The organism is Bradyrhizobium sp. SZCCT0153 (assembly GCF_018129995.1).
GTDB classification, from domain to species: domain Bacteria; phylum Pseudomonadota; class Alphaproteobacteria; order Rhizobiales; family Xanthobacteraceae; genus Bradyrhizobium; species Bradyrhizobium japonicum_G.
On record NZ_JAFCKS010000001.1, the window covers coordinates 885,066 to 908,856 of the forward strand.

Sequence of the window (23,791 nt, forward strand, 5' to 3'; positions counted from 1 at the left end):
TCAGTAGATCATGCACGCGGCGTTGAGCAGTCCCGCGGCGAGCGAAGACAGCCCGAGCCAGATCGCGGGCGCGAGCTCGCCGGCCGCGATCCGCGCCGGCAGATTCGGCACCGGCACCCTCACGAGAAAGAGCACGATGATCTGCACGATCAGCGCGATGATCGCCCAGATCAGGCAATCCAGCACATTGGCCGAATGCGCGATGGCGCTGACCAGCGGCGCGACGAAGCCGAGCAGGCTGAGGCCGAGCGCGATCGCTGCGGCCGGCTCGTTGTCGCGGATGAGCTGGAATTCGTTGTAGGGCGTGATGCGGGTGTAGACGAACAGGTACGCCACGATCGCGATCAGCCCGGTGCAGAAATAGACCAGGAAGGCGGGCAGGCCGGCGAGTGATTGCAGGATCATGGTTCCCCCATCGTGCAGCGACCATTCGTCGGCGGGGGAAGGATAGCGGTTCAACGGCGGGACGGCGATGCAGCCGCGTTCGCATCCCCCAAAAAACAAAACCCCGCCATTTGCGGCGGGGTCCAGGCTGGGAGGAGCGAGCCCCAGAGGCTCGCGAGTAAACCCAGGATCAGGCGGGAATGCGTTCTTCCTGCTCGTGCGGCTCGCGCAGCACGTAGCCGCGGCCCCACACGGTCTCGATGAAGTTGCGGCCTTCGGAGGCGTTGGCGAGCTTCTTGCGCAGCTTGCAGATGAAGACGTCGATGATCTTCAGCTCGGGCTCGTCCATGCCGCCATAGAGATGGTTGAGGAACATTTCCTTGGTGAGGGTGGTGCCCTTGCGGAGCGAAAGCAGCTCCAGCATCTGGTATTCCTTGCCGGTCAGATGCACGCGCTGGCCGCCGACTTCGACCGTCTTGGTGTCGAGGTTGACGACGAGGTCGCCGGTCTGGATGACCGACTGGGCATGGCCCTTGGAGCGGCGCACGATCGCGTGGATGCGGGCCACCAGCTCGTCCTTGTGGAAGGGCTTGGTCATGTAGTCGTCGGCGCCGACGCCGAGACCCTTGACCTTGTCCTCGATGCCGGCGAGGCCGGAGAGGATCAGAATCGGTGTCTTGATCTTGGAGACCCGAAGCTGCTTGAGCACGTCGTATCCGGACATGTCGGGCAGGTTGAGGTCGAGAAGGATAATGTCGTAATCGTATAATTTACCGAGATCGACGCCTTCTTCCCCCAAATCGGTCGTGTAGACGTTGAAGCTCTCAGACTTCAGCATCAACTCGATCGACTGCGCGACGGCGCTGTCATCTTCAATCAGCAAAACGCGCATGCCAGTTCCCCATAGTCGCCGCTCCTGGGCGTCAGGTCGGCCGCATTCGCGGCACTCAACAAAACGCCTTTGAACAACTGATTCGGATCCTGACGACAGATGGTTAACAAATCCTGATTCTGGAACGCAAGTCCCCCCGGTGCAATTTTTGTCGAATCGCCCTAAGGTCCTGTGTACGAAGCAGCTTTTGTCACCCGATACCGTTCAAGTTCCACTTTAAGAGACGGGCCTAACCGACTCCCGCGACTCAGCCTTCTTCTGAAGGGGAGTCACGCTCAGTCACAAAGACAGTGACGCAATGATTAACGATGCGGGTAAACACGAAGTTAAGCGCCGTTCAGAAATATGGCGAAACTTAAGGTTTTCGCCATGAAGCCCCCAAGGATGAAGGCGCGCTCCTTACCGCGTCCCTGATGAAGGCCCCGTTATGAAAGCCCCGTTATGAAGGCTCTTGCCGAACAGATCGGCGACATCGACGGCGTCAACATTTACGGCCGCGTGGTCGGCGTGCGCGGCCTGATGGTCGAGGTGGCCGGCCCGATCCATGCGATGTCGGTCGGCGCGCGGCTCGTGATCGAGACCGGCGGCAACCGCTCCATTCCTTGCGAGGTGATCGGCTTCTCCGGCAACAATGCCGTCGTCATGCCGTTCGCCGGCCTCGACGGCGTGCGGCGCGGCTGCAAGGCGGTCATCGCCAACGCCGCAAACCAGGTGCGGCCCTGTGCGGCCTGGCTCGGCCGCGTCGTCAATGCACTGGGGGAGCCGATCGACGGCAAGGGGCCGCTGCCGCAGGGCCCGGCGCCGATGCCGTACCGCAATTCGCCGCCGCCGGCGCACTCGCGCAAACGCGTCGGCGCGCCGCTCGATCTCGGCGTGCGCGCGATGAACACGTTCCTGACCTGCTGCCGCGGCCAGCGCATGGGCATCTTCGCGGGTTCCGGCGTCGGCAAGTCGGTTCTGCTGTCGATGCTCGCGCGCAACGTCGATGCCGCGGTCAGCGTCATCGGGCTGATCGGCGAACGCGGCCGCGAGGTTCAGGAGTTCCTGCAGGACGACCTCGGCGAGGAGGGCCTTGCGCGTTCCGTCGTCGTGGTCGCGACCTCCGACGAGCCGGCGCTGATGCGCCGCCAGGCCGCCTATCTGACGCTTGCGGTCGCCGAATATTTTCGCGACGAGGAGCAGGACGTCCTGTGCCTGATGGACTCGGTGACACGCTTTGCCATGGCCCAGCGCGAGATCGGCCTGTCCGCCGGCGAGCCGCCGACCGCCAAAGGCTACACGCCGACCGTCTTCACCGAGCTGCCGAAGCTTCTGGAGCGCGCCGGGCCGGGCCTGGGCGAGGGCGCCATCACCGCGATCTTCACGGTGCTGGTCGACGGCGACGACCATAACGAGCCGATTGCGGATGCCGTCCGCGGCATCCTCGACGGCCACATCGTGATGCAGCGCTCGATCGCCGAGCGCGGCCGCTACCCCGCCATCAACATCCTCAAATCCGTCTCCCGCACCATGCCGAAATCGGCCGACCCGGAGTTCTGGCCGACGATCCAGAAGGCGCGGGCGGTGATGGCGACCTATGCCGACATGGAGGAATTGATCCGTCTGGGCGCCTACCGGGCCGGCTCCAGCCCCGAGGTCGACGAGGCAATCCGCCTGCACGAGCCGCTGGAGGCCTTCCTGCGCCAGCGCAAGGACGAAAATGCGTCGCTGGCGGACGGCTACCGCCAGTTGGCGCAAATCCTCGGCAATTTGGAAACGGAACGCTAACTTTGTCCCGTCATCATCCGATCCCACAGAGTAGCAGAGCCGGTCTTGGCCCCAGTCGGGCCCGTGGGGAGACCGGTGCCGTCCCACGTGCAGCCAAGGGACTTCTGGGGAGTACGAGTCGATGAAGTCACGTGATACCCTCATCCGCCTGAAGAAGTTTCAGGTCGACGAGAAGCGCCGCCGGGTCACCCAGATCGAGACCATGATCGCCGACTTCCAGCGGATGTCGACCGATCTTGAACGCGAGATCTCGACCGAGCAGGAGCGTGCCGGGATCAACGATCCCTCGCACTTCGCCTATCCGACCTATGCCAAGGCTGCCATCCAGCGCCGCGAGAACCTGACCCGCTCGGCCGACGAGCTGAAGGGCCAGCTCGACGAAGCCAAGGGTGCGCTGGCGGAAGCCTTCGAGGAACTGAAGAAGGTCGAGCTCCTCGACGAGCGCGACCAGGCCCGCGAACGCGCCGAGGAAAACGCCCGCGAGCAGGCCGACCTCGACAGCATCGGCCTGATGCGCGCCCGCATCGGCGCCGTCGCCTAAAAACGCAGTCAGCGGTCGAACCGCCGAGAATCTGCTGAACCCGGGCCCGCAAGGTCCGGGTTTTCGCGTTTGCTATCCACAGCGTGGCGCCCCGCCCCTTGGTGATGGGCTTTGCTGCGCGCTATGGTGGCGGAGTGCCTGGGTCCGCGCGGAACGACGCGCCGGGGCCTGCGCGTTGGGGGGCTGAATGCTGACGCCAGCAGAGCTGGTCGGGCTGATTGAGGCGGTCGCCAAGGGCGATCAGGCCGCGTTCGAGCGCCTTTACGTCGCCACGCGCGCGAAACTCTATGGCGTCGTGCTCCGTATCTTGCGCAGACAGGATCTCTCGGAGGAGGTCATTCAGGAGGCCTACGTCAAGATCTGGAACAGCGCTGGCCAGTTCAATCCGGCCTTGTCGTCGCCGATCACGTGGATGGCGTCGATCGCGCGCAACCGTGCCATCGACATCGTGCGCAAGAAGACGGAATCCTCCATCGAGGAAGAGCCTCAGGCGATGGAGGTTGCGGCCGACAGTCCCGATCCGCTGGCGCGCCGTGAGATGACGGAAGAGTTGAAGCGGCTCCTGGAATGTATCGGCCGGCTCGAGCCGGACCGTCAGAGGCTCGTGCTTCTCGCCTATTACAACGGCTGGAGCCGCGAGCAATTGGCGGAGAAGTTTTCGGCGCCCGTCAACACGGTCAAGACGTGGCTGCGGCGCAGCATGTTGGATATCCGCGAATGCCTCGGACTATGAGGGCTGATGTTGTGAGGGTGGTTCTGGACTGCATGTGATGGCCTACACGGAAGACCATATCGCGCTTGCTGCGGAATATGCGCTCGGCACACTCGATGCCGACGAGCGCACGCAGGTTGCGATCATGATGGCGGTGGACACCGAGTTCGCCGCGATCGTGCAGGCGTGGGAATTCCGGCTCGGCGTGCTCAACCAGATGGTAGGCACGATCGAGCCGCGTCCGGTCGTGTGGGAGAACATCAGGTCCGAGCTCGCGCGGACGGGCTTCGCACAGCAGCCCCCCGCGCTGTCCGAAGCCTCGCCGCCGCCACCCGTACCGGAGTCTTTCTCGTTCGAAGCCGTGCCGCCGGAAGCGTCATCGGACCGCACGGAGCAACCGGAGCCGCAGCCTTCCGAAGCCGCGCAATCCGAAGCGGCGCAATCCGAAACCGCGCGCCCGGACCCCGATGCGCTTCCCGACATCGCGCCGGTCTTCATGCCGCAGGTCCATGCACCCGATCCTGATGTCGCGCGCGCGCCGCCGGCGCCGGTCGTGGACAACACCAATGTGATCCGGCTCGAGGGCCGCGTGAAGCGCTGGCGCACCGTCGCATCCGCCGTCGGCGCGCTTGCGGCCGCGCTGCTGGTGACGCTGTCGCTCCAGATCTTCCTGCCCGATGCGCTGCCTGGGGCCCTGCGTCCCGCGCCGCGCATCCAGACGGTCGAGGTCAAGACGCCGGCGCCGCTCGCGGCGTCGTCGCAATATGTCGCGCTGTTGCAGGGCCAGGCCGGTGGCCCCGCCTTCATCCTCACCATCGACGGTACGACCAGGAACTTCACCGTGCGCAAGGTCGGCGCGACGCCGGAGCCCGGCAAGAGCTTCGAGCTCTGGCTGATCTCCGACAAGCTGCCGCGCCCGCGCTCGCTCGGCGTGATCGGCAGCAGTGACTTCACCGCGCGTCCGCTGCTCGCCGCCTACGATGCCGACGTCGTCAACGGCGCCACCTACGCGGTCACCGTCGAGCAGCCCGGCGGCTCGCCCAATGGTCAGCCGACCTCGGCGCCGGTATTTTCCGGCAAGCTGATCGAGACCGTGCCGCCATCGCAGGCGCAGGTTCCGGCGAAGAAGTAGATTTCCATCGTCCGCCTGGCGAAAGCCAGGACCCATGACCCCAAGAGCTTGTTGCAAGAGTGAGCTGTGGCCACACCGGCGAGCAGCCGCTCCAATGCACGCTCGCCGTAGTTGGAGGTATGTGACCGCCACCATGATCACGTAGTCTCAAGCGCGGGCCCAGGCCATCCGTGGAGGAAGACGGATGATCAGGAATTTAGTGCACTGTCACCGAATTCCCAAAGCGCGTGAAGTCCGCAGCTTGACGCTTCTTGTGGTTCGAGTGGCCGCCGGCAGACGTCAGTCGCGAGAAGCTGAACTCTTATGCGTCCCCGAGAGCATTTCTGTTGCGCCCCTTCGGAGAAACGGCCCGCTCTGCTCCACGAGTCCGCTTATTGAGTCATAGCGGACAGGATTTGCTCAGGTCGAGTTCTTCGCATTTTGACCCATCGGCGAAGTGGCAGCATCGCTCCACGAGGTCCGCTTGTTGAGGCATGGCGGACAAGATTTGCTCAGGTTGAGTTCTTCGCATTTTGACCCAAGACAGACATTGGCCGGTAGTCGCTATAATTTGAACTCTATTCTTCATGCGGGCGAAAGCGTGCTTAGCTATTGTGGTTGTAGGACAAATGAGGTGCTGCGTCCCATGCCGAAATGGCTTGTTGTACTTGTCGCTCTCCTCGCGGCTACCGCCTACATCCCTCAGGTCCGCCACAGGGTGATCAACTGGCTTAAGACGCACCCTGCGCTCATTGGCCCAGCGCTGACCATCATCGGAATAGCGGCAGCCTTGTATCTGTTCATCGATCCTACCACTGTCCTATTTTTGGCGGTTGTTGCAGTCGTCTCCGGTCTCGCTGCATTTTTTGACCCAAGAACGTATTCGAGCCAATGAGAACGTCGTAGGAAGGGAAGGATCGTACACCAAATGGGCTCGGTTTTTCTGCTCTGGCATAGTCGACCACTTGAAGGCGGCGTCGATGAAAACGAGACTGACGATAAGCTCATCGGGGTCTACAGCAGCGCTGCCGAAGCGGAAGCCGCAAGAAGGCGCAAACTCCAGTTTGAGGGTTTTCGCGACTATCCCGACTGTTTCCAAGTCAGCAAGATGGAAGTCGACAAGGATGCATGGAGCGAAGGGTTCGTCACTACAAAGACGTAAATGAACTTCGCGCCGATGTCCGGTTCTGGCCCAAAGCGTCAGTTTGCGTGGCGGCAAGACCATGTCCTTAGTTGGGGGTAAGGCCGACCTGCCGGTTGAGCGCCCGGACTTCTCACTTTGACCCGTTTCAGACGTTAGCTGCTCCGCCGACCATCCTTCGAGACGGGGCTCAAGTTCTAACTGCGGCCATCGGCCGGGGACTGCAACAACTATGTCAGTTGCACACTTCTGTGGCTGCGCTTATGGATGTGCTGTAATACTTCCGCTGCTCGACGTGACATCCGGGCTTGACGGGCCGGCAACCGGCACTCGAGCAGATCATCTGGCCACTTGATCTCGCTTGTTGCTTCGGAGGCGCTGATTCGACCTGCTTGCGCTCGTCGTCTACTGCCTTCGGCGATTCACGCGCCGCGACAGGTTTCTTGTCTTGGCCTTTTTCACATTCGTTGTCGCTATTGATGTGATAGCCAGACCGGCACGTGATCCTGACACAGCTTTCGCCATCGGCCCTGAAGCCGCGCTCGCAGGCAAGTGGACAAACCCGACCGGGCTTGCCTTTGATGGCATCGAGTACTTCGAAGCTGGCAAGCTTGGTGTCGAATTTCGTCCCGGCAAATTTGTTGAACAGCGTCAAGGAGCGCTGTGAGGCGGTGTTCCAGTCACCGTCACCTGCGTTTGTCAGACAGCCCACGCGGTGCAACTCAGACTGAACCAGCTTGATCGTCTCTTGGGGCGAGAGAGATGGCTGCGGCGGCGTCGGCGGGAGATCCGCGACCTTCAGGTCGTCGTTCTTGTCGTTGGTTACCCTGGTGGCCGGCTGCGTCGTAAGCTCGGCTGCAGCCTTTTCCTTGGCAATCCTATCAGCAAGCGCGGCCTCGGCGGCCTGCTTTTCGGCAAGCGCTTTGTAAACGGCTGCCTCTGCATCCTTGCGCCGCTGCTCGGCTTCTGCTGCCTTCGTCTCTTCCGCCCTCTTGGCCTTTTCTGCCGCAAGCCGGGTGTTCTCGGCAGCTTTCGCGGCCGCCGCTGCCTTCTCCTGTTCAGCCCTGTTGGCGCGATCAGCAGCGAGACGTGCCTTCTCCTCCTCGGCCTGTCGCGCTTTGTCTGCTGCAGCAGCTCGCGCCTCTTCCGCCGCGATCTTGTTGAGCTGACCCTTTGCGAGACCGGCGTAAAACCCATCGGGATACTGCGCAAGGAATACGGTCCAGCCATCGCGGGTACCGAGTTGTAGCGCAAGTTCGTAGTTGCGGCGGACGGCCTCTTGCGGATCGGCTTGCGGTCCCATAGCCGGAGCGGCCGGGACCAGCGGCAGATCTTCGCCACCGAGAGAACCGTAGACGTAGGGCTCTTGGCGATAATCCGTGCTCTTGAGAACATCGTCGCGGACGAAGCCAAAGGCTTTACGGAGGTCGAGCCCGGGCTTTGGCAAACGCTCCACCACGGCCGTTGCAAATGGGCTGTTCTTCGAGGCGCCGTCTGACGCTGTCGAGCCGGCCTTTGCCGCAAAGGCGATCATCGTGTTCGGGCTTGAAGGCTCGACTTTAGCAAGACCGCGACCAATCGAACGGCTGGCCACGGTACGTTTCATCGATCCCGCGAACGGGTTGTCACGACAGGCATCGAGAATGACAAGGCGAAGCTGCTTGGCCGGTTCGATCGTCGCGAGAATACGGTCGAGCGGAAGTGCCTCGTCGTATACGTCCGTATCGACTTCCAGCGCAGCATCAGTTGGAACTAAATAGTTGATGCCATCGACCTCGATCCCGTGCCCCGCATAATAAACAACGGCGATGTCGGCATCCCGGCTCCGAAGGCCAAATTCCCTCAGCGTCTTCCGCGTCTCGGCAATGTTGAGATCAGTCCTGATCTCGACGAAATCGAACCCAGCTTTCTTGAACATGCCGCCAACCAGGGCGGCGTCATTCACAGGATTCGCCAGCTTCGGCACGCTCTTATAGGCGGAATTGCCTATCACCAGCGCGACCCGGCGTTCGGCGTGCGTCGGACCTATCGTCAAGGAAAGCAAAAGGATTAAGAAGAACCAGCCAAGTGCGCGCATGGAAGCCCCGAATATTTGCGCAGGGTATTCGCAGCTTGGGAGAATGCAAGTGGAACTCTGCGATGTCTCTGAGGGGCCGGGGCCTTTTGGACCACCTCATCAAACTACGGCTCGTAAGATGAACTAGGCCTCATCTGGCGGACTTTCATTCTGCCTTAGGCCGACTTCCGCTTCTGGCCCGTTGCCGCCGTTCGCTGACAGGGCCGCTATGTCTGGCTTCAGGAGATAAGCCGACCTAGGCTCAAGTCGGTTCGGAAGTCGGCCTGTGACCCAAAGCTGACTTCGCTCGACGTTTGTCTCAAGGCTTAGTTCGAAAAATCGCCGCCAGGACCCCCACCGGGAAACTTCTCTGGGGTGTCATCGGGCTTAATGCTGTCGCCTTGGACAAAGCCGACGACAATGATGGTAAGCAAAGCGATCTCGCCGAGAACCATTCCAGCTTCTCCGATCGGCATGGGTTGGCAATCGCAAAACACCGGGGTGAGGCCATCGCATCCTCTAGCGCTTTAGCGGTCGGTCGCTAAATCTGTCGGCGTATGCTGCGTCGGTCCAAAAGAACTCGTGAACGGCAATCACTTCACAGCCTGCCGCCTTGGCGAGCCCCATTGCTTCTACCGTAAAGTGTTGACCTGCGAGCAAGGTCGGGCCCCGCGGAGTTGGTATTTTTCCTAAAGCATGTGCAACCGCGCGTCCGGTGACAACACCATCCGGGAATTTGAGGACGAACGCGTATCTCGCCAGATTAGGATTTGCAGCGTATTGCTTGCCTAGATTCGGACCAAGTACCTTCCTCATCGAAGGAACATCAGCCGGAACATCGCGCATGAAAGCAGGTTTGAGGCCCATCGTTCTGCTTACCCGCCGGGCTATTGCAATGCAACCCTAGCGGTAACAATACCGAGGTGGCTGATTTAACGCGATCAAAAGGCAGTCGGCTCAGCGAAAGCCTTAACATGGTGAATGTCCGCTTTTGGCCCATCAGCGAAGTGTCGGCGCACCTCGTTGAGGTCCGCTTATTAAGGCACGGCGGACTAGATTGGCTCAGTTTGAGTTCTTCGCATTTTGACCGATTCTGTTGAGAAAGGCGGCTGTTGCGACGCAGAGGGATCAGTGATTCAGTCAGTCTAGGTGATTACGGTGACAGTGCTGGGCTGCACCCCTGAAGTGAGACACGGTAATTTGCCGAGACAGGCATTTCGAGGATGACCTGTGCAGGACGAGGAGAGAACCGTCACTTTCCGACGGCGCTCAAATCCAAGGCGAGAACGTGCTGGAACGGTTCTGCTGATGTTTGACGAGCATCGAACGAAGATCGCCCCTCCATTGGATTTTCGGGACAGCGGGACGTTCGCGCGCCGCGTATGGCGACCAGCCGGTCGCGATTTCCGAAACGGGCTAGCATGGCATAGTGCCACTGTTTTGCCCGACGCGTCAAATGGTGTTCGTAAAATACGAATTCGTGCGGGCCTTGAATCGCGCCTGGCTGACGGCGTGTCCGGCTGCGAAAGCGAAGCCGCGCCGCAGATGCCGCGCTCCTTGCCGGTCTGCCGCTGATTTGCCCGACGCCGCAATGGCTTGACCGACTGCATCGTGTGCCGCCCGGCAGCCGCGTCTCTACTGTGCATGGGGTTGTTTTTTATTTTTTGCAGAAGGGCCCAGCGAGGAGGGGAGGGAGCGCAGCCTGCGCATCGCTCTGTCGCCCCGGTCCATCCGGTCGTCGTGATCCGACAAGTCCCGCCAAATCCGTCCCCGATTTGAACCTCTCCGCGTTTCGCGGCGTCAAATGCCCGGAATTTGCAGTCGACACCGCCGATCATGGTGCCGGAGAGGGGCGAGAAATCAGATGGATGCAGCGAGAACGCCGGGCATCTTCGTTCACCAATATGCGGGCCTGCCGATGGGTCCGGCCTTTGAGCATTGGCGCGAACGGGCTTTCGGTTCCTGCGGCCTGGACATCGGGCCGAGCCGTGGCGACAGCATCGATTGCCGGCTCCAGATCAGCGTGGTCGACAACATCGCGCTGGCCATTCCCGAAGGCGCCTCCGCGCAATATTCACGCACCCAGAGCCATCTTGCCGACGGCAGCGACGACCTCGTCCTGATCGCGGGCCATGCGGGCCTCGTCCGCGTCGGGCAGAACGGCCATACCGTCGAGCTTGCGCCGGCGCAGATGGTGCTCGTCGACATGGCCATCACCGGCACGGTCGGCCATACCGACGAAGATCGCTTCACCAGCATCCGCATGCCGCGCCGGGCGCTGCTCGACATCAACCCGCGTGCCGAGGACAAGCTGTCGCAAGTGCTCTCCGACGGTGCAATCGCCGAGACGATCTTCCGCTACCATGCCCTTGCCGCCCATCATGCGCCGCATCTCGACGCCGTGGGCCAGCGCCTCACGGCGCAGCACATGGTCGATCTCGTCGGTCTTTTGCTCGGCACCGATGCGGAGCATGCAAGCCTCGCGCGCGGGCGAGGTCATGCGGCGGCCCGTCTCGATCTCATGCGCGCCGACGTGATGGCCGCTCTCGGCCGCAATGATCTCTGCCTGTCCGAGATCGCGACGCGCTCCGGCTTGAGCCCGCGCCAGGCTCAACGCCTGTTCGAGCAGGCCGGAACCACATTCACCGAATTTGTGCTGGAGCAGCGCCTGCTGCAGGCGCGCAAGCTGCTCGGCGATCCCCGCGCCAGGACGCGCAAGATCAGCGACATCGCACACTCATCGGGCTTCTCCGACCTGTCCTATTTCAACCGCGCCTTCCGCAAGCGCTTTGGCGCGACGCCGTCGGAACTGCGCGAGGCCTGAGCCGCACCGAGAATTTGTGCTGCCGGCCGGTACCGCGACAGTTGGTCCGCCCGGCCGGATGAGCTATATCTGTCTGCGCGGTCGGACGCCTCGATCGCTCGTCGCTTCCTTGTCACTCTCTTGGGAATGCAGTCACGGACATGGCGCGTATCGTCGTGCTCGGCGCCGGATTTGCGGGTCTGTGGGCGGCCATCGGTGCCGCGCGCAAGCGCGACGAGATCGGTGCGGCCGGCAGTGACATCGAGATCCGCCTCGTCGATCGCAATCCCTATCACAACATCCGCGTCCGCAATTACGAGGTCGACCTCAGCGAGGTCGCGCTTCCGCTGCCGCAACTGCTGGATCCGATCGGCGTCAGTCACGGGATCGGCGAGGTCGAAGCCATCGATCCCGTCCGGCGCGAGATCTCGCTGGTCACCGGCGGCGGCGACGAGACGCTGGCCTATGACCGGCTGGTGCTGGCGCTCGGCAGCGAAGTGATGCGTCCCGACGTTCCCGGCCTTGTCGAGCATGCTTTCGACGTCGACACCTATGCCGCGGCGCTCCGACTCGAGGATCATCTGACTTCGCTTGGACGCAGCGCGCCCGCGCCGGGGCGCGCGACGGTCGTTGTGGTCGGCGCCGGCTTCACCGGCATCGAGGTCGCGGCCGAGATGCCCGACAGGCTGGCGCGCGCCGGCATCAATGGCAGCCGACGCATCATCCTGGTCGATCCCAATCCTGTGGTCGGCGCCAGCATCGGCGCGCATGCGCGTCCGGTCATCGAGACGGCATTGGCCTCGCTCGACGTCGAGACGCGGCTCGGCGTGCGCGTCGCATCCGTCGAGGCCGGCGGCCTGCGCCTGAGCTCTGGCGAGTTCATTCCGGCGCAGACGGTGATCTGGTGTGCCGGGATGCGCGCGAGCCCCTTGGCGGCGAGCTTTCCGGGTGCACGCGACCGCCTCGGGCGTCTTCTCGTCGATCCCTTCATGCGGGTTGCGGATGCCGACGGTGTGTTTGCGGCCGGCGACGTTGCCTCGAGCGTGGTCGACGGCTTGCATCCGACCGTGATGTCCTGCCAGTTCGCCCGCCCGATGGGCCGTTTCGCCGGGCACAATGTGGTGGCCGATCTCGCAGGCCTGCCGCTGCTCCCGCTGCGGATCGATTGGTATGTGACCGTGCTCGATCTCGGTGGCTGGGGCGCGCTCTATACGGAAGGGTGGGACCGCGAAGTCCGCACCACCGGCGCGGCCGCGAAGGCGACCAAGGAGACCATCAACCGCAGGCGCATCTATCCGCCGCTCTCGGGACGCAAGGAGGAGCTCCTCGCTGCGGCAGCTCCGACCCTGCAGGCGCCGCCGCCGACCTATGGGGCGCGGTAGCGGATGCTCGTTGGAGGATTGACGGCAGTTCGCCCCACTCCGTCGCGATGACGGACCCCAGACATGAGAAAGCGCCCGTGGGGGGCGGGCGCTTTCTGTAGTCGACTTGGGGTTGGGGTCGTCTACATATCCACGTGGCGACTTTGGGGGGCTGATAAAGAGCCGCGTGAATTCCTGAAACTCATGTCTCCTTAGCGAACGAGTGAAGCGTTCGAGCTGGTGATCACAACCGGCTTGCCGGCCTTGATGACGCGGGCGGTCTGGGTCAGACCTTCGTCCGAACCCGTGCGCGCCGTGATGCCGAAGCCTGCCACCGCGATCCCTGCGACGAGGGCCACGACCACGATCTTCAGGTGGGTCGAGCGATCTGCGCTGTAAATCGAGTGGTTCATGGAAGGCTCCTGCCGCCCTCTACCCGAAGTAGTCGCCGCCCTGTTCGGGCAGGTTCATGCTTCCGATGCCCAACAACCTAGTATTGGGGGGATTCGTTCCCAAGAGGCGATCACAAGAGCGTGACACGACGTGAGAGTCCGCGATCAGAAGCGGCCTCCAATCGTGCAATTATATAATTATTTCAAGTACGTAATGTGCCTGCAAGGCGTTTTATCGACATCTGGTCGACAAGGCGCCCGGAACTCAAAAACCATTTGCCTGTGGCCAAAAAACATACGGCTTCTTAAGGCAAATCAGATGCTTCCGACCGTTTTCAACCTTGCCCTCGGGTGGATTTCCGCCTGCGACAGCACGGTGGTCTGGGCCCGGAACCGCTCGACCAGGGAGCGCACGAAGGGACGAATTGCCGCAGAGGTGACCAGCACCGGCGCCTCGCCCTCGCGGGCGGCGCGTTCGAACGCCTCGCGCACGCCGGTCATGAACTCCGACAGCTTCGAGGGCTGCATCGCGAGGCTGCGCTCCTCGCCCTGGCCGATGATGGATTCGGCAAAGGCCTGCTCCCACCGCGCCGACAATGCGATCAGCGGCAGATAACCGTTGTAGGAGGTGTTCTGCGCGCAGATCTGCCGCGCCAGCCGCGCGCGGACGTGCTCGACCATGGTGGCGGGATTGCGCGAGAAAGCGAGCGAATCCGCGATGCCCTCGAGGATCGTCGAGAGGTCGCGGATCGAGATGCGCTCGGCGAGCAGCAGCTGCAGCACGCGCTGGATGCCGGAGACCGTGACCTGTCCCGGCACGATGTCCTTGACCAGCTCGCTCTGCTCCTTCGGCAGCTCCTTGAGCAGCTTCTGCACCTCGCCATAGGAGAGCAGGTCCGACATGTTGGCCTTGAGCAGCTCGGTGAGGTGGGTCGAGAGCACGGTCGCGGCGTCGACGACGGTATAGCCCTTGAGCGAGGCCTCCTCCTTGAGGCTGGCATCGACCCAGGTCGCGGGCAGGCCGAAGGTCGGCTCGGTGGTGTGGATGCCGGGCACCTGCACCTGGCTGCCGCCGGGGTCCATGACCATGAACTGGTTCGGCCAGATCTTGCCGGAGCCCGCGTCGACTTCCTTGATCTTGATGATGTAGGTGTTGGCTTCGAGCTGGACGTTGTCGAGAATGCGCACGGCGGGCATCACAAAACCCATCTCGATCGCGAGCGAGCGGCGCAGCGCCTTGATCTGCTCGGTGAGGCGGTCGGTGCCGTCCGGCCCGTTGACGAGCGGCAGCAGCGCATAGCCGAGCTCGATCTTGAGGTCGTCGATCTTGAGTGCAGCCGAGATCGGCTCCTCGGTCGCAGCGGCGCCCGACGCGCCCGGCGTTCCCGGTGCAGGTGCGGTCTTTGCAATTTCGGCAGCCCTTGCAGTCGCCCGGTTGCGGTTGCGGGCGTGCCAGGCGAGCGCGCCGGCGCCGGCGCCGAGCGCCAGGAACGGAAGGGTCGGGATGCCCGGCAGCGCCGCCAGCACCAGCATGACCGCCGCGGACATCGCGAGCGCCTGCGGGTAGCCGGAGAACTGCTTCATCAGCGCCTTGTCGGCAGCGCCCGAGACGCCGGCCTTGGAGACGAGCAGGCCGGCCGCGGTCGAGACGATCAGCGCCGGCACCTGGGTGACGAGGCCGTCACCGACGGTCAGCAGCGTGTAGCTGCGGCCGGCGTCGGCAAAGGAGAGGCCCTGCTGCGCCACGCCGATGATCATGCCGCCGACGACGTTGATGAAGACGATCAGGAGGCCCGCGATGGCGTCGCCGCGAACGAATTTCGAGGCACCGTCCATGGCGCCGAAGAAGCCGCTCTCGTCCTCCAGGTCCTTGCGGCGCTGCTTGGCGACCGCCTCGTCGATCAGGCCGGCGGAGAGGTCGGCGTCGATCGCCATCTGCTTGCCGGGCATGGCGTCGAGGTGGAAGCGGGCGGCGACTTCGGCGATACGGCCCGAACCCTTGGTGATGACCACGAAGTTGACGATGATCAGGATGGCGAAGACGATGATGCCGATGACGAAATTGCCGCCCATCACGAAGCTGCCGAAGGCCTCGATGACGTGACCGGCGGCATCCGTGCCCTCGTGCCCGTGCGACAGGATCAGGCGGGTGGAGGCCATGTTGAGCGACAGGCGCAGCATGGTCGAGATCAGCAGGACGGTCGGGAAGGCGGAAAATTCCAGCGGCGCCTGGATGAACAGCGACGTCATCAGGATCAGGATCGAGAGCGTGATCGAGATCGCCAGGAACAGGTCCAGCACGATCGCGGGCAGCGGGAGGATCAGCACCACCAGGATGGTGAGGACGCCGAGGGCCAGCGCGATATCGCCGCGCTTGAGGATGTTCCCGACCTCGGCAAGGGTGGGGAAGCCGGCGTTCGTGCTGCCTACGCCCTGTCCCGCGGTGACGTCGACCATGGTAGCTGCTCCCCCGCGCGACTGCCGTCCGCGCGCCCCAATTGTCTGCGCGGCGGCCGAAGGGCCGCCGTTCCGAAAGTGAGGCACCGCACTGGCGTCCACGGGGGCTCCCGTCTTACGCGGCTGACGACACTCGACTTCACTCGGCAATTCTTGCCGGGTGTATGGTTAGCAAACGGTTAACGGAGGGTGCGGGCAAGCGTGAAGGGAGAGGGCGTCGGGGGGCCCCGAGAGATCATTCCAGGCGGAGGCTCTGGGCGGCGAACCAACAGCCACCCAGCCTCAGGCCTTAGACGGGAACCGCCACTTCACGCTCCGGATCTACAGCGCGTCCAGGACATCGGCCTTGCCCATGGGCGACGGTGCGGTCGTCCCCTTCCTGATCGACTCCGCAACGTAACGAAGCTCGAGATTCTTCACGAACCAATAAAGGGCAAAGGCCCAGAGGCCGGACCACTCCACATACAGGATGTAGGAATCGTTCTCTCGATCCGTATGCAGGAAATGCATGATGACCGAGCCTGCCATGGCCAGCAACATGTAGGTGCCGATCAGGAAGTAGGCCCTCCTGAACCATTTGCGGGCCGCACTGTCCTTCTTGAGCTTCGACAGCGTCGAGTCCGAGTACCAGAATATGATGATGCCGATACAGGCGAACGCCAGCACCGCGCTGATTCCGTGCAGCGTCACATTCGGAAGGCCGAACGATGCGAGTGTGAATGGACTCGTCTTGCCGGAGACGGCCATGGGAAAGATCGCAACGCCCAGGACAAATGCGCCGGTAAGGCTGAGCCAGCGGTCTTCATTTTTCGAGAAGCCCTTGTAGCGGTACAAGAACACGCCGACAGCGAAGAGGAAACCGCAGAACCAAAGCCGGACGGGATAGAGATCCGCCCTGCCTTGAACCGCGTCCTGGGCAAAATAGTAATCGCTCAACGAGGGCTGGAGACGAATGCCCCAAAGGAGTCCGATCAAGATGACGACGACCGGGAAAGCCGCAGTCAGCGCGCCCATCCGTGTTCGCAGTTTGCGGTAGTTTTCAACAATAGCCTTGTCGATATGATCCTGCTCCATAATGCGCTCCATGACTCAAATAAGGGTCATCTTGCCATTATTTAAAGTTGTGGAAAAGAGAGAGGTATCTCTGCGGGCGTCGCCGTTTAAGTCATGGTGGCGATCCCCGAACCTCGAGATTCCGGGGTTCGATGCAGCGCATCGCCCCCGGAACGACGAGGGCTGCCTACTTCGCCTTCTCTATTCTGGTCACCGTATACCCCGAAGCCGCCTCCTCGGCTTCGAAGGTGACCTTGTCGCCGACCTTCACCTGCTTGAGCAAGGCAGGGTCCCTGACCCGGTAGACCATGGTCATGGGTTCATCCATGCCGAGGCTTTTCGCCGGTCCGTGCTTGAGCGTGATCTTGCCGGTGCCTTCGTCGATCTTCTTGACCTCGCCGCTGATCGCGGCGCCCTGGGCCGCGAAGGCTCCGGCGGCAAGACCGACGGTCAGCGCCAACGCGGCAGCGATACGGATGATGCGGTTCATCGAAGGCTCCCTCGTTACTTCACGGTGACGTGGCCGACCATGCCGTAGTCGCGGTGGTCGGGGATCAGGCAGGAAAACTCGAATGTGCCGGCCTTGCTGAATTTCCAGAGGATCTCGGCCGTCTTGTTCGGTGCGAGCCGCACGCCGTTGGGGTCGTCGTGCTCCATGTGCGGATGCTTCTTCATCTCCACCGCATGCGCGAGATTCTCCTTGGTGGTGGCGAGCAGGAATTCGTGGTCCTCCTTGCCGACATTGCGCAGCACGAAACGGATCTGCTCGCCGCGTTTGACCTCGATCCTGGCGGGCGTGTAGTCCATTTCGTTCATCAAGATCTCGATCGTGCGGGCGGGCTTCTTGGAATCGCCGGGCTCGCCGGCCGAAAAGGTCCCATGCCCGTGCTGCTCGTGGGCAAAGGCCGGCGCGATCGAAAGCGCAGCCAGCGCGAGGGCGAGTTTGATCGTCTTGTTCATTGGTCTCTCCAGTTGGTGGTGGTTCATCGGCAAGCTCACATCTTCATGTTCTTCATCGGCGGGCCGCCTGGTTGTTGCCGCGGCGGCTCCGGGGCCGGCGGCGTGATCTCGTAGGCGACGGTGCCTTGCGGGAACTGGTAGGCACCGGGATCGCGATAATCGTCGCGCGCGAGGTCCTCGCGGATCTTCATCACCGTGAACATGCCGCCCATCTCGATCGGGCCGAACTGGCCGGTGCCGGTCATCATCGGCAGCGTGTTGTCGGGCGCGGGCATCTCCATGTTGCCCATCGCCATGCCGGTCGAGCCCATCGCCATGCTGTCGGGCGCGAGCTTGCCGACGGCCTTGGCGAGATCCTTGCGCGACACGCCGATCAGATTGCGCACCGCGTGTCCCATCGCATTCATGGTGTGATGCGACTTGTGGCAGTGGAACGCCCAGTCGCCGGGATTGTCGGCGAGCACGTCGAACACGCGCACCGCGCCGACCGGCACGTCGGTCGTCGTCTCAGGATATTGCGCGCTCTCCGGAATCCAGCCGCCGTCGGTGCAGGTCACCGCAAAGCTGTGGCCGTGCAGATGAATCGGATGGTTGGTCATGCTGAGATTGCCGATGCGCACGCGCACCTTGTCGCCGAGCCTGACCGGCAACGGATCGATGCCGGGAAACACCCGCGCATTCCAGGTCCACATGTTGAAGTCGGTCATCTCGTTGACCTGCGGCAGATAGGTGCCGGGATCGACGCGATAGGTGCTCATCACGAAGACGAAGTCGCGGTCGACGGCGCGGAAGTTCGGATCGCGCGGATGCACGACGACCATGCCCATCATGCCCATCGCCATCTGCACCATTTCGTCGGAATGCGGGTGGTACATGAAGGTCCCGCTCTTCTTCATCTCGAACTCGTAGACGAAGGTCTTGCCAGGCTGGATGTGCGGCTGGGTCAGTCCGCCGACACCGTCCATGCCGCTGGGAATGATCATGCCGTGCCAGTGCACGGTGGTGTATTCGGGCAGTCTGTTGGTGACGAAGATACGAACCTTGTCGCCTTCGACGGCCTCGATCGTCGGTCCCGGCGACTGGCCGTTATAGCCCCACAAATTCACCTTCATGCCCTCGGCGAACTCGCGCACCACGGGCTCGGCGACGAGATGGAATTCCTTCCAGTCGCCGTTCATGCGGAACGGCAGCGACCAGCCGTTCAGCGTGACGACGGGGTGATAGTCCGGGCCGCTGGTCGGATGCAGCGGCGGCTGCATCACCACCTTGTCCATGTGCGGGGCTTCCGGGATCGAGGCGGCCTGCACGCGGCCGCTGACGACGGATGCGCTGGCTAGCGCGGCAGTGCCCAGGAATCCTCGGCGGGAAAACATCTCGGCCTCCATGTCAGTGGCCGCCGTCGGCAGGCGCTGCCGCGGCGATGGTGGTTGAATTGTCGCCGCCGGCCGCAGGCGCGCCGCCGCCGTTGACGGCGGTCTGCAAGTCGGACTGGGCGAGGAAGAACTTCTGCCTGGCATCGATCGCGCCGCGCAGCGATGCGAGGCGCTGTCGTGCCTCGGTGAGCAGCGCGAAGATATCGACCTGCATGCTGGAGAAGCGGAGCTGCATCTCCTCGGTGATGATCTTGCGCAGCGGCAGGATCTCGCGCTGGTAGTGGCTCGCGATATCGTAGCTGGAGCGATAGACCCGATAGGCATCGCGCGCTTCCGAGCGGACGTTCACGGCGCGCTCGGTCAGACGATTGAAGGCGAGGTTGTAGGTCTCTGCTGCCTGCCGCACCCGAACCTCGCCGCCGTCGAAGATCGGGATCTGGAACTGCACGTCGAAGCCGCGTTCGCGGAACGGCGCTCCTTCCGGATCCTGGGTGCGGCGCGAGATCCCGGCGAGATCGAGCAGCGTCACGAAGCGCGTGGCCTCGGTGAGGTTCAGCGATTTCGCCAGCGCCGTCAATTCCAGCCGCGCGATCTGCAGGTCGATGCGATGGGCGACCGCGTCGGTTTCGATCGACGGCAATGCCCGCGGCCGGCGCGGCAGCGGCGGCATTTGATTGGGCAGGCGGAAGTCGAGGCCGCCGTCCCACAATCCCATCAGGCGCGCAAGCTTTTCGCGCGCGCTCGTCGCCGTCTGCCGCGCGGTCGCGAGGTCGGCGGTGGTTTCGGCGTAAAACACCTGCTCGCGGGCCTGGTCGAGCTTGTTGATCGAGCCGGTCTCGCCGAGCTTTACCGCGAGTTGTGCGGTCGATTCCGCCGTCGCCTTCGCGTCCGTCAGCAGCACCACCATCTCGTTGCCGGTCACGGCGCGGACATAGGCGCCGCGGACATCGGCGGCGAGCCGCAGCGTCGCCAGCGCTGCACGCAACTGCGCCTGACGAAAGCGGTCGCGGGCGATGTCGGAGCGGAACGGCAGGGTGGCGAGCGCGAGGATGTCGCCGACCACCTGGCGCTCGATTTCGCTGGCGCCATTGCCTGAGATCCGCGAGATCGAGAACACCGGATTGGGCGGCAGGCTTTGCTCGACGAGATCGGTCTCGGCCAGCGCCAGCTCGTTATAGGCCGCTTGCAATCCCCTGTTGTTGAGCAGCGCGATCTGCACGGCGGTCTCGGTGGTCAGCGTTCGCGCCAGCAAGCGGCGGACGGCCGCGTTGACGGCCTCCGCGCCCTCGGCCGACCGGACGAAGGCGACATCCTTATTGATGGTCTGGCTGGTTAGGTCCGAGACCGTCGTCATGCCTCCGTCCGGCGAGAATGCCATGCAGCCGGAGAGTCCGAACGCAGTGAGGACGAGCAGGCCCCGCGCGAGATGATGTGTCATGGCGCGCTCCTACCGGTCCTGCTTGGGCTGCGGCGCGACGTTCTCGTTGCGCTCGCGCCATGGTGCCGGCGTCGCAGGCCGCAGGCTGGTATACGGCGCGATGGTCGACCGATAGCTGGTGCGTGCGACCTTTGCCGAGGGATCGGCAGGATCGACGCCGGCGACCTGCGTCGTTGCCGGCATGCAGCCGGACAGTGCCAGCGCAGCCACGGCCAGCAGCGGCCAGTTAAATAGAAAGTGTCGTCGTCCAAGCGCCGCGGACGCGGCGGCGGACTTCGCCCCGGAAAGCGTCAACATGATTCATCCCTGATCTGTCGTAGGACCACAGGTCCACGCGCGCGGATGCGCGTCGGCCTGACGTCGTCGCGTCAGATCAGGCGATGGGAGGGCGGTAGAGCAGGGGCGGCGCGGCGCTGTGCAGGATCGCCACGATCTCGGGCGCACAGGCGGAAACCGGCTGAAGCGGCTTTGCGAAGCTGGGCAGATCGGCCGGCAACGCGCTCACACACATCATCGCGCAGCACGGTCCGGCCGTGCCCTTGCCGCCGTGGTGATGGGGCGCCGGCGCGTCCTGTGCAGCGGCCTGGTGATGCGCATGTGCCCCCGCATTGTCATGCGAGGAGTCGCCATGTGTATGGCTCGTCTGCATCTGATGGTGCGCGGGCACGATGTCGCCGAGCAGAACGTCGTCGCCGAGGCATGGCGCGGGGCCATGACCCCAGGCGAGGCTTGCTGCCGGCGCGAGCACGCAGAACAGATAGGCGAGGGCAATGAGGCGCCCCACCCTGATCCGCATCGATCGTGTCAATCGCAGCAACATTCCGTCGACATGCTCTCCGCGCGGCAATGTTGCACACGCTGATTGCAAATTAACGGCAAAGCGCGCGTTCGCCAAGCTCCTTCTTACCGCAGTGCACCGTGCATGCCCAATATCGCGCCACGCTGCTTGACCCTGCGGCCCCCTGCGGGCCATGGTCCGGCCCGTGCACGCGCCAAATCATCCAGAACAAACACCCGAGACATTCAGCCCTGATTCCCGTCGGGCCTGGATGCGGCTCGTCATTGCGCTGCTGATCGGCTCGATCGGCGGCGTCGGCATGTGGGCGATCGTGGTCATGATTCCCGCGGTGCAGGCTGAATTTGCCGCCACGCGCGGCGCGGTGTCGCTGGCTTTCACCCTCCTGATGTTCGGGTTCGGGCTTGGCGGCGTGATCGCCGGCAAGATCACCGACCGGTTCGGCATCGTGCCGGCGATGGCGATCAGCATCGCGTTCCTCGGCGTCGCCAATGTGCTCGCGGGACTGTCGACCCAGCTCTGGCAGTTCGTGGCGGCGTATTTCCTGATCGGTCTCGGCACGTCGGCGACCTTCGCGCCGCTGATGGCGGAGGCCTCGCACTGGTTCGAGCGTTATCGCGGCCTTGCCGTGACCATCGTCGCCAGCGGCAATTACGTCGCCGGCACGATGTGGCCGCCGCTCGTGAGCTTTGGCATGCAGACGATCGGCTGGCGCTACACCCATATCGGGATCGGCATCGTGTGCGTCGGTCTGATGTCCATCCTGGTGCTGGTCCTGCGCGCGCAGATGGGCGACGACAAGGTCCGCAATCACGCCAATGCGCCGCCGCCGCGGGTCGATCTCAAGCTGTCGACCAACACGCTGACCGTGCTGCTCTCGATCGCCAGCATCTCCTGCTGCGTCGCCATGGCGATGCCGCAGGTGCATATCGTCGCCTATTGTGGCGACCTCGGTTATGGCGTGGCGCGCGGCGCCGAAATGCTCTCGTTGATGATGGCCTGCGGCATCGTCAGCCGCATCGGCTCGGGCTACCTCGCGGACAAGATCGGCGGCATCCCCACGCTTCTGGTCGGTGCTCTCGCGCAAGGCTTTGCGCTGGTGTTTTACCTGTTCTTCGACAGCCTCACCTCGCTCTATCTGATCTCCGCCATGTTCGGCCTGTTCCAGGGCGGCATCGTGCCGAGCTACGCCATCATCGTGCGCGAGGCGATGCCGGCGAGCCAGGCAGCAACGCGCGTCGGCATCGTGATCTTTGCCTCGGTGTTCGGCATGTCCTTCGGCGGCTGGGTGTCGGGCGTCATCTTCGACGCGACCGGATCGTATGCTGCAGCCTTCGCCAACGGCGTAGCGTGGAATGGCGTCAATATCGTCATCGTCGTGACACTGCTGATCCGGTCGCGGATGAATGCGGTCAGGACCGGGCCGGGTTTTGCGACCTAAACCGCCTGTCCCGCCTTCAGCAGCGAACAACCCGTGATCTTGTAGCTGCCGTCCGGCTGCAGCTCGAGCGTGTAGAGCGCCTCCCAGGCCTCGCCATTGGCATCCACGATGTGGACGCGCTGCGCGACCCGGTTGCCTTCGGTCTTGCTCTCGCCGAACTCAAAGCTCTTGTGTCGATAGACCGGCGGGTAGCCGTTTTGCACCATGGACATGAAGATGTCGGGCGCGGGGAAGATCTCCCGGATCGCCGGCGCGGCATGGGAATAGGCCCCGGCCGCATCATCGTGCGCAAAAGCCTGTTCCTGGGCGCGGATGACGCCCTGCGCCGCAGTGACGTCGTCGGCGAATGCTGGAGCTGTGCCGAAGACGATCGTAAGGATGACGAGCAAAGCGGCAATGCGCATAACAGGCTCCGCGTTGAAACCCCGGCGATGCTGATCTTAGCATGACCTTAGGTAAGTACGGCGCGCTATCGCTTCCGTTTCACCGCCGGCTTCGCAGGCTTGGGAAGCCGAACCTTGGGCTTGCCGGCCGGTTGTACCCGCAGCCCGTCGACGAACACGTCGAGCATCCGCAGCACCGAGGATTGCCAGCCCGGCTGGTCGTGCATGTAGCACATGCCGAAGAACGCGCGCAGCAAGTCCTCGGGACTGACGTCCGCGCGCATCGCGCCAGCCGCGGCTGCGCGATCGAGCAGCGAGCCGATCGCCTTGGTCAGGCGCTCAAAGGAAAAGGCATGCAACTCCGACCCGCTTTGCACCGCGAGCGCCAAGGCTGCCACCATGCCCTTCTTGGTGGCAACGAATTCGACCCCTGAGCGCAGCCAGCGCCGCAGCGCATCCACCGGGTCCTTGGCGTTCTTCAACTGCTCGGCGAGCTCGCTGAGCTGCTCGACCTCGCGCCGGTACACCGCCTCGAACAAATCCTCGCGCGTCGGAAAATGCCGATAGAGTGTGCCGATGCCGACGCCGGCACGCTTGGCCACGGCCTCGAGGCTCGCCTCCGGACCGCCCGCGTTGAACACGGTCTTGGCCGCCTCGAGCACGCGCTCGCGATTGCGCACGGCGTCGGCGCGGGGCTTGCGGGTCTGGTCGGTGTGGTCGTCCATGCCGG

The 23,791-nt window shown here is 63.5% G+C and carries 23 protein-coding genes; 8 read left to right on the forward strand and 15 right to left on the reverse strand.

Annotated features, from left to right (window positions below; translation table 11 throughout):
* Together JQ572_RS04395 and ctrA are read right to left on the reverse strand one after the other, a co-directional pair.
* The gene (locus tag JQ572_RS04395) at window positions 1–405 is read right to left on the reverse strand and encodes a DUF350 domain-containing protein (protein WP_211381727.1); all 405 of its coding nucleotides are present in this window, start codon (window positions 403–405) and stop codon (window positions 1–3) included.
* A gap of 169 nt (window positions 406–574) precedes the next feature.
* A complete protein-coding gene (gene ctrA, locus JQ572_RS04400; RefSeq protein ID WP_015688285.1) occupies window positions 575–1,276 on the reverse strand; it encodes a response regulator transcription factor CtrA in 702 nt (233 codons plus the stop codon).
* Between the two features lie 441 nt (window positions 1,277–1,717).
* On the opposite strand from ctrA, the gene fliI reads away from it, so the two are divergent.
* The 5 genes from fliI to JQ572_RS04425 all read left to right on the forward strand — a co-directional run bounded on the left by fliI (window position 1,718) and on the right by JQ572_RS04425 (window position 6,569).
* The gene (gene fliI / locus JQ572_RS04405) at window positions 1,718–3,043 is read left to right on the forward strand and encodes a flagellar protein export ATPase FliI (RefSeq protein ID WP_211381728.1); all 1,326 of its coding nucleotides are present in this window, start codon (window positions 1,718–1,720) and stop codon (window positions 3,041–3,043) included.
* A gap of 121 nt (window positions 3,044–3,164) precedes the next feature.
* Window positions 3,165–3,584 carry a flagellar export protein FliJ gene (fliJ, locus tag JQ572_RS04410; protein WP_129271398.1) on the forward strand — a complete coding sequence of 140 codons (420 nt, stop codon included), beginning with the start codon at window positions 3,165–3,167 and terminating at the stop codon, window positions 3,582–3,584.
* A gap of 187 nt (window positions 3,585–3,771) precedes the next feature.
* Window positions 3,772–4,317 (forward strand): sigma-70 family RNA polymerase sigma factor, encoded by a 546-nt coding sequence (locus JQ572_RS04415; RefSeq protein WP_211381729.1) that lies wholly within the window; start codon window positions 3,772–3,774, stop codon window positions 4,315–4,317.
* Between the two features lie 37 nt (window positions 4,318–4,354).
* The gene (locus tag JQ572_RS04420) at window positions 4,355–5,428 is read left to right on the forward strand and encodes an anti-sigma factor (protein WP_211381730.1); all 1,074 of its coding nucleotides are present in this window, start codon (window positions 4,355–4,357) and stop codon (window positions 5,426–5,428) included.
* Window positions 5,429–6,335: 907 nt separating this feature from the next.
* Window positions 6,336–6,569, forward strand: coding sequence for a DUF7336 domain-containing protein (locus JQ572_RS04425; RefSeq protein ID WP_211381731.1), 234 nt, complete (start codon window positions 6,336–6,338; stop codon window positions 6,567–6,569).
* Between the two features lie 214 nt (window positions 6,570–6,783).
* On the opposite strand, the gene JQ572_RS04430 is transcribed toward JQ572_RS04425, so the two are convergent.
* Together JQ572_RS04430 and JQ572_RS35295 are read right to left on the reverse strand one after the other, a co-directional pair.
* Window positions 6,784–8,625, reverse strand: coding sequence for a caspase family protein (locus tag JQ572_RS04430; protein WP_211381732.1), 1,842 nt, complete (start codon window positions 8,623–8,625; stop codon window positions 6,784–6,786).
* Window positions 8,626–8,930: 305 nt separating this feature from the next.
* Window positions 8,931–9,059, reverse strand: a complete 129-nt coding sequence (locus JQ572_RS35295; protein WP_262049051.1) for a hypothetical protein — start codon at window positions 9,057–9,059, stop codon at window positions 8,931–8,933.
* Window positions 9,060–10,468: 1,409 nt separating this feature from the next.
* On the opposite strand from JQ572_RS35295, the gene JQ572_RS04435 reads away from it, so the two are divergent.
* A complete protein-coding gene (locus JQ572_RS04435; protein WP_211381733.1) occupies window positions 10,469–11,428 on the forward strand; it encodes a helix-turn-helix transcriptional regulator in 960 nt (319 codons plus the stop codon).
* Between the two features lie 140 nt (window positions 11,429–11,568).
* Complete coding sequence (locus tag JQ572_RS04440; protein ID WP_211381734.1) at window positions 11,569–12,789, forward strand: NAD(P)/FAD-dependent oxidoreductase; 1,221 nt, start codon at window positions 11,569–11,571, stop codon at window positions 12,787–12,789.
* A 191-nt stretch (window positions 12,790–12,980) separates the two neighbouring features.
* On the opposite strand, the gene JQ572_RS04445 is transcribed toward JQ572_RS04440, so the two are convergent.
* From JQ572_RS04445 to JQ572_RS04485, 9 genes are all read right to left on the reverse strand, one after another.
* On the reverse strand, window positions 12,981–13,181 hold the full coding sequence (locus JQ572_RS04445; protein WP_011084994.1) for a hypothetical protein: 201 nt from the start codon (window positions 13,179–13,181) through the stop codon (window positions 12,981–12,983).
* A 294-nt stretch (window positions 13,182–13,475) separates the two neighbouring features.
* The gene (gene flhA, locus JQ572_RS04450; RefSeq protein ID WP_211381735.1) at window positions 13,476–15,617 is read right to left on the reverse strand and encodes a flagellar biosynthesis protein FlhA; all 2,142 of its coding nucleotides are present in this window, start codon (window positions 15,615–15,617) and stop codon (window positions 13,476–13,478) included.
* A 321-nt stretch (window positions 15,618–15,938) separates the two neighbouring features.
* A complete protein-coding gene (locus JQ572_RS04455) occupies window positions 15,939–16,691 on the reverse strand; it encodes a hypothetical protein (RefSeq protein ID WP_211381736.1) in 753 nt (250 codons plus the stop codon).
* Window positions 16,692–16,857: 166 nt separating this feature from the next.
* Entirely contained in the window at window positions 16,858–17,160 is a 303-nt protein-coding gene (locus JQ572_RS04460; protein ID WP_211381737.1) for a copper-binding protein, read from the reverse strand.
* 14 nt (window positions 17,161–17,174) lie between these two features.
* A complete protein-coding gene (locus tag JQ572_RS04465) occupies window positions 17,175–17,630 on the reverse strand; it encodes a cupredoxin domain-containing protein (protein WP_211381738.1) in 456 nt (151 codons plus the stop codon).
* Between the two features lie 35 nt (window positions 17,631–17,665).
* Complete coding sequence (locus JQ572_RS04470) at window positions 17,666–19,003, reverse strand: multicopper oxidase family protein (protein ID WP_211381739.1); 1,338 nt, start codon at window positions 19,001–19,003, stop codon at window positions 17,666–17,668.
* 13 nt (window positions 19,004–19,016) lie between these two features.
* The gene (locus tag JQ572_RS04475) at window positions 19,017–20,441 is read right to left on the reverse strand and encodes a TolC family protein (protein ID WP_211381740.1); all 1,425 of its coding nucleotides are present in this window, start codon (window positions 20,439–20,441) and stop codon (window positions 19,017–19,019) included.
* 9 nt (window positions 20,442–20,450) lie between these two features.
* On the reverse strand, window positions 20,451–20,738 hold the full coding sequence (locus JQ572_RS04480) for a hypothetical protein (RefSeq protein ID WP_211381741.1): 288 nt from the start codon (window positions 20,736–20,738) through the stop codon (window positions 20,451–20,453).
* A 76-nt stretch (window positions 20,739–20,814) separates the two neighbouring features.
* Window positions 20,815–21,237 carry a hypothetical protein gene (locus JQ572_RS04485; protein WP_249128816.1) on the reverse strand — a complete coding sequence of 141 codons (423 nt, stop codon included), beginning with the start codon at window positions 21,235–21,237 and terminating at the stop codon, window positions 20,815–20,817.
* Between the two features lie 175 nt (window positions 21,238–21,412).
* Here JQ572_RS04485 and JQ572_RS04490 point away from each other — a divergent pair, with 175 nt between their 5' ends.
* Window positions 21,413–22,678, forward strand: a complete 1,266-nt coding sequence (locus JQ572_RS04490; protein ID WP_211381743.1) for an MFS transporter — start codon at window positions 21,413–21,415, stop codon at window positions 22,676–22,678.
* Here JQ572_RS04490 and JQ572_RS04495 read toward each other — a convergent pair.
* Complete coding sequence (locus tag JQ572_RS04495) at window positions 22,675–23,082, reverse strand: DUF4864 domain-containing protein (RefSeq protein WP_211381744.1); 408 nt, start codon at window positions 23,080–23,082, stop codon at window positions 22,675–22,677. The genes JQ572_RS04490 and JQ572_RS04495 overlap by 4 nt on opposite strands.
* A gap of 65 nt (window positions 23,083–23,147) precedes the next feature.
* On the reverse strand, window positions 23,148–23,786 hold the full coding sequence (locus JQ572_RS04500; protein ID WP_211382412.1) for a TetR/AcrR family transcriptional regulator: 639 nt from the start codon (window positions 23,784–23,786) through the stop codon (window positions 23,148–23,150).
* Window positions 23,787–23,791 lie beyond the last annotated feature (5 nt).

What these genes read in the sequence shown, in the direction of transcription:
- JQ572_RS04445 (WP_011084994.1), bottom strand. Translation starts at nt 13,181, where the DNA reads ATGAACCACTCGATTTACAGCGCAGATCGCTCGACCCACCTGAAGATC.
- flhA (WP_211381735.1), bottom strand. Translation starts at nt 15,617, where the DNA reads ATGGTCGACGTCACCGCGGGACAGGGCGTAGGCAGCACGAACGCCGGC.
- JQ572_RS04435 (WP_211381733.1), top strand. Translation starts at nt 10,469, where the DNA reads ATGGATGCAGCGAGAACGCCGGGCATCTTCGTTCACCAATATGCGGGC.
- fliI (WP_211381728.1), top strand. Translation starts at nt 1,718, where the DNA reads ATGAAGGCTCTTGCCGAACAGATCGGCGACATCGACGGCGTCAACATT.
- JQ572_RS04430 (WP_211381732.1), bottom strand. Translation starts at nt 8,625, where the DNA reads ATGCGCGCACTTGGCTGGTTCTTCTTAATCCTTTTGCTTTCCTTGACG.
- JQ572_RS04465 (WP_211381738.1), bottom strand. Translation starts at nt 17,630, where the DNA reads ATGAACAAGACGATCAAACTCGCCCTCGCGCTGGCTGCGCTTTCGATC.
- fliJ (WP_129271398.1), top strand. Translation starts at nt 3,165, where the DNA reads ATGAAGTCACGTGATACCCTCATCCGCCTGAAGAAGTTTCAGGTCGAC.
- JQ572_RS04395 (WP_211381727.1), bottom strand. Translation starts at nt 405, where the DNA reads ATGATCCTGCAATCACTCGCCGGCCTGCCCGCCTTCCTGGTCTATTTC.
- JQ572_RS04490 (WP_211381743.1), top strand. Translation starts at nt 21,413, where the DNA reads ATGGTCCGGCCCGTGCACGCGCCAAATCATCCAGAACAAACACCCGAG.
- ctrA (WP_015688285.1), bottom strand. Translation starts at nt 1,276, where the DNA reads ATGCGCGTTTTGCTGATTGAAGATGACAGCGCCGTCGCGCAGTCGATC.
- JQ572_RS04475 (WP_211381740.1), bottom strand. Translation starts at nt 20,441, where the DNA reads ATGACACATCATCTCGCGCGGGGCCTGCTCGTCCTCACTGCGTTCGGA.
- JQ572_RS04495 (WP_211381744.1), bottom strand. Translation starts at nt 23,082, where the DNA reads ATGCGCATTGCCGCTTTGCTCGTCATCCTTACGATCGTCTTCGGCACA.
- JQ572_RS04480 (WP_211381741.1), bottom strand. Translation starts at nt 20,738, where the DNA reads ATGTTGACGCTTTCCGGGGCGAAGTCCGCCGCCGCGTCCGCGGCGCTT.
- JQ572_RS04425 (WP_211381731.1), top strand. Translation starts at nt 6,336, where the DNA reads ATGGGCTCGGTTTTTCTGCTCTGGCATAGTCGACCACTTGAAGGCGGC.
- JQ572_RS04440 (WP_211381734.1), top strand. Translation starts at nt 11,569, where the DNA reads ATGGCGCGTATCGTCGTGCTCGGCGCCGGATTTGCGGGTCTGTGGGCG.
- JQ572_RS04470 (WP_211381739.1), bottom strand. Translation starts at nt 19,003, where the DNA reads ATGTTTTCCCGCCGAGGATTCCTGGGCACTGCCGCGCTAGCCAGCGCA.
- JQ572_RS04485 (WP_249128816.1), bottom strand. Translation starts at nt 21,237, where the DNA reads ATGCGGATCAGGGTGGGGCGCCTCATTGCCCTCGCCTATCTGTTCTGC.
- JQ572_RS04460 (WP_211381737.1), bottom strand. Translation starts at nt 17,160, where the DNA reads ATGAACCGCATCATCCGTATCGCTGCCGCGTTGGCGCTGACCGTCGGT.
- JQ572_RS04420 (WP_211381730.1), top strand. Translation starts at nt 4,355, where the DNA reads ATGGCCTACACGGAAGACCATATCGCGCTTGCTGCGGAATATGCGCTC.
- JQ572_RS04500 (WP_211382412.1), bottom strand. Translation starts at nt 23,786, where the DNA reads ATGGACGACCACACCGACCAGACCCGCAAGCCCCGCGCCGACGCCGTG.
- JQ572_RS04415 (WP_211381729.1), top strand. Translation starts at nt 3,772, where the DNA reads ATGCTGACGCCAGCAGAGCTGGTCGGGCTGATTGAGGCGGTCGCCAAG.
- JQ572_RS35295 (WP_262049051.1), bottom strand. Translation starts at nt 9,059, where the DNA reads ATGGTTCTCGGCGAGATCGCTTTGCTTACCATCATTGTCGTCGGCTTT.
- JQ572_RS04455 (WP_211381736.1), bottom strand. Translation starts at nt 16,691, where the DNA reads ATGGAGCAGGATCATATCGACAAGGCTATTGTTGAAAACTACCGCAAA.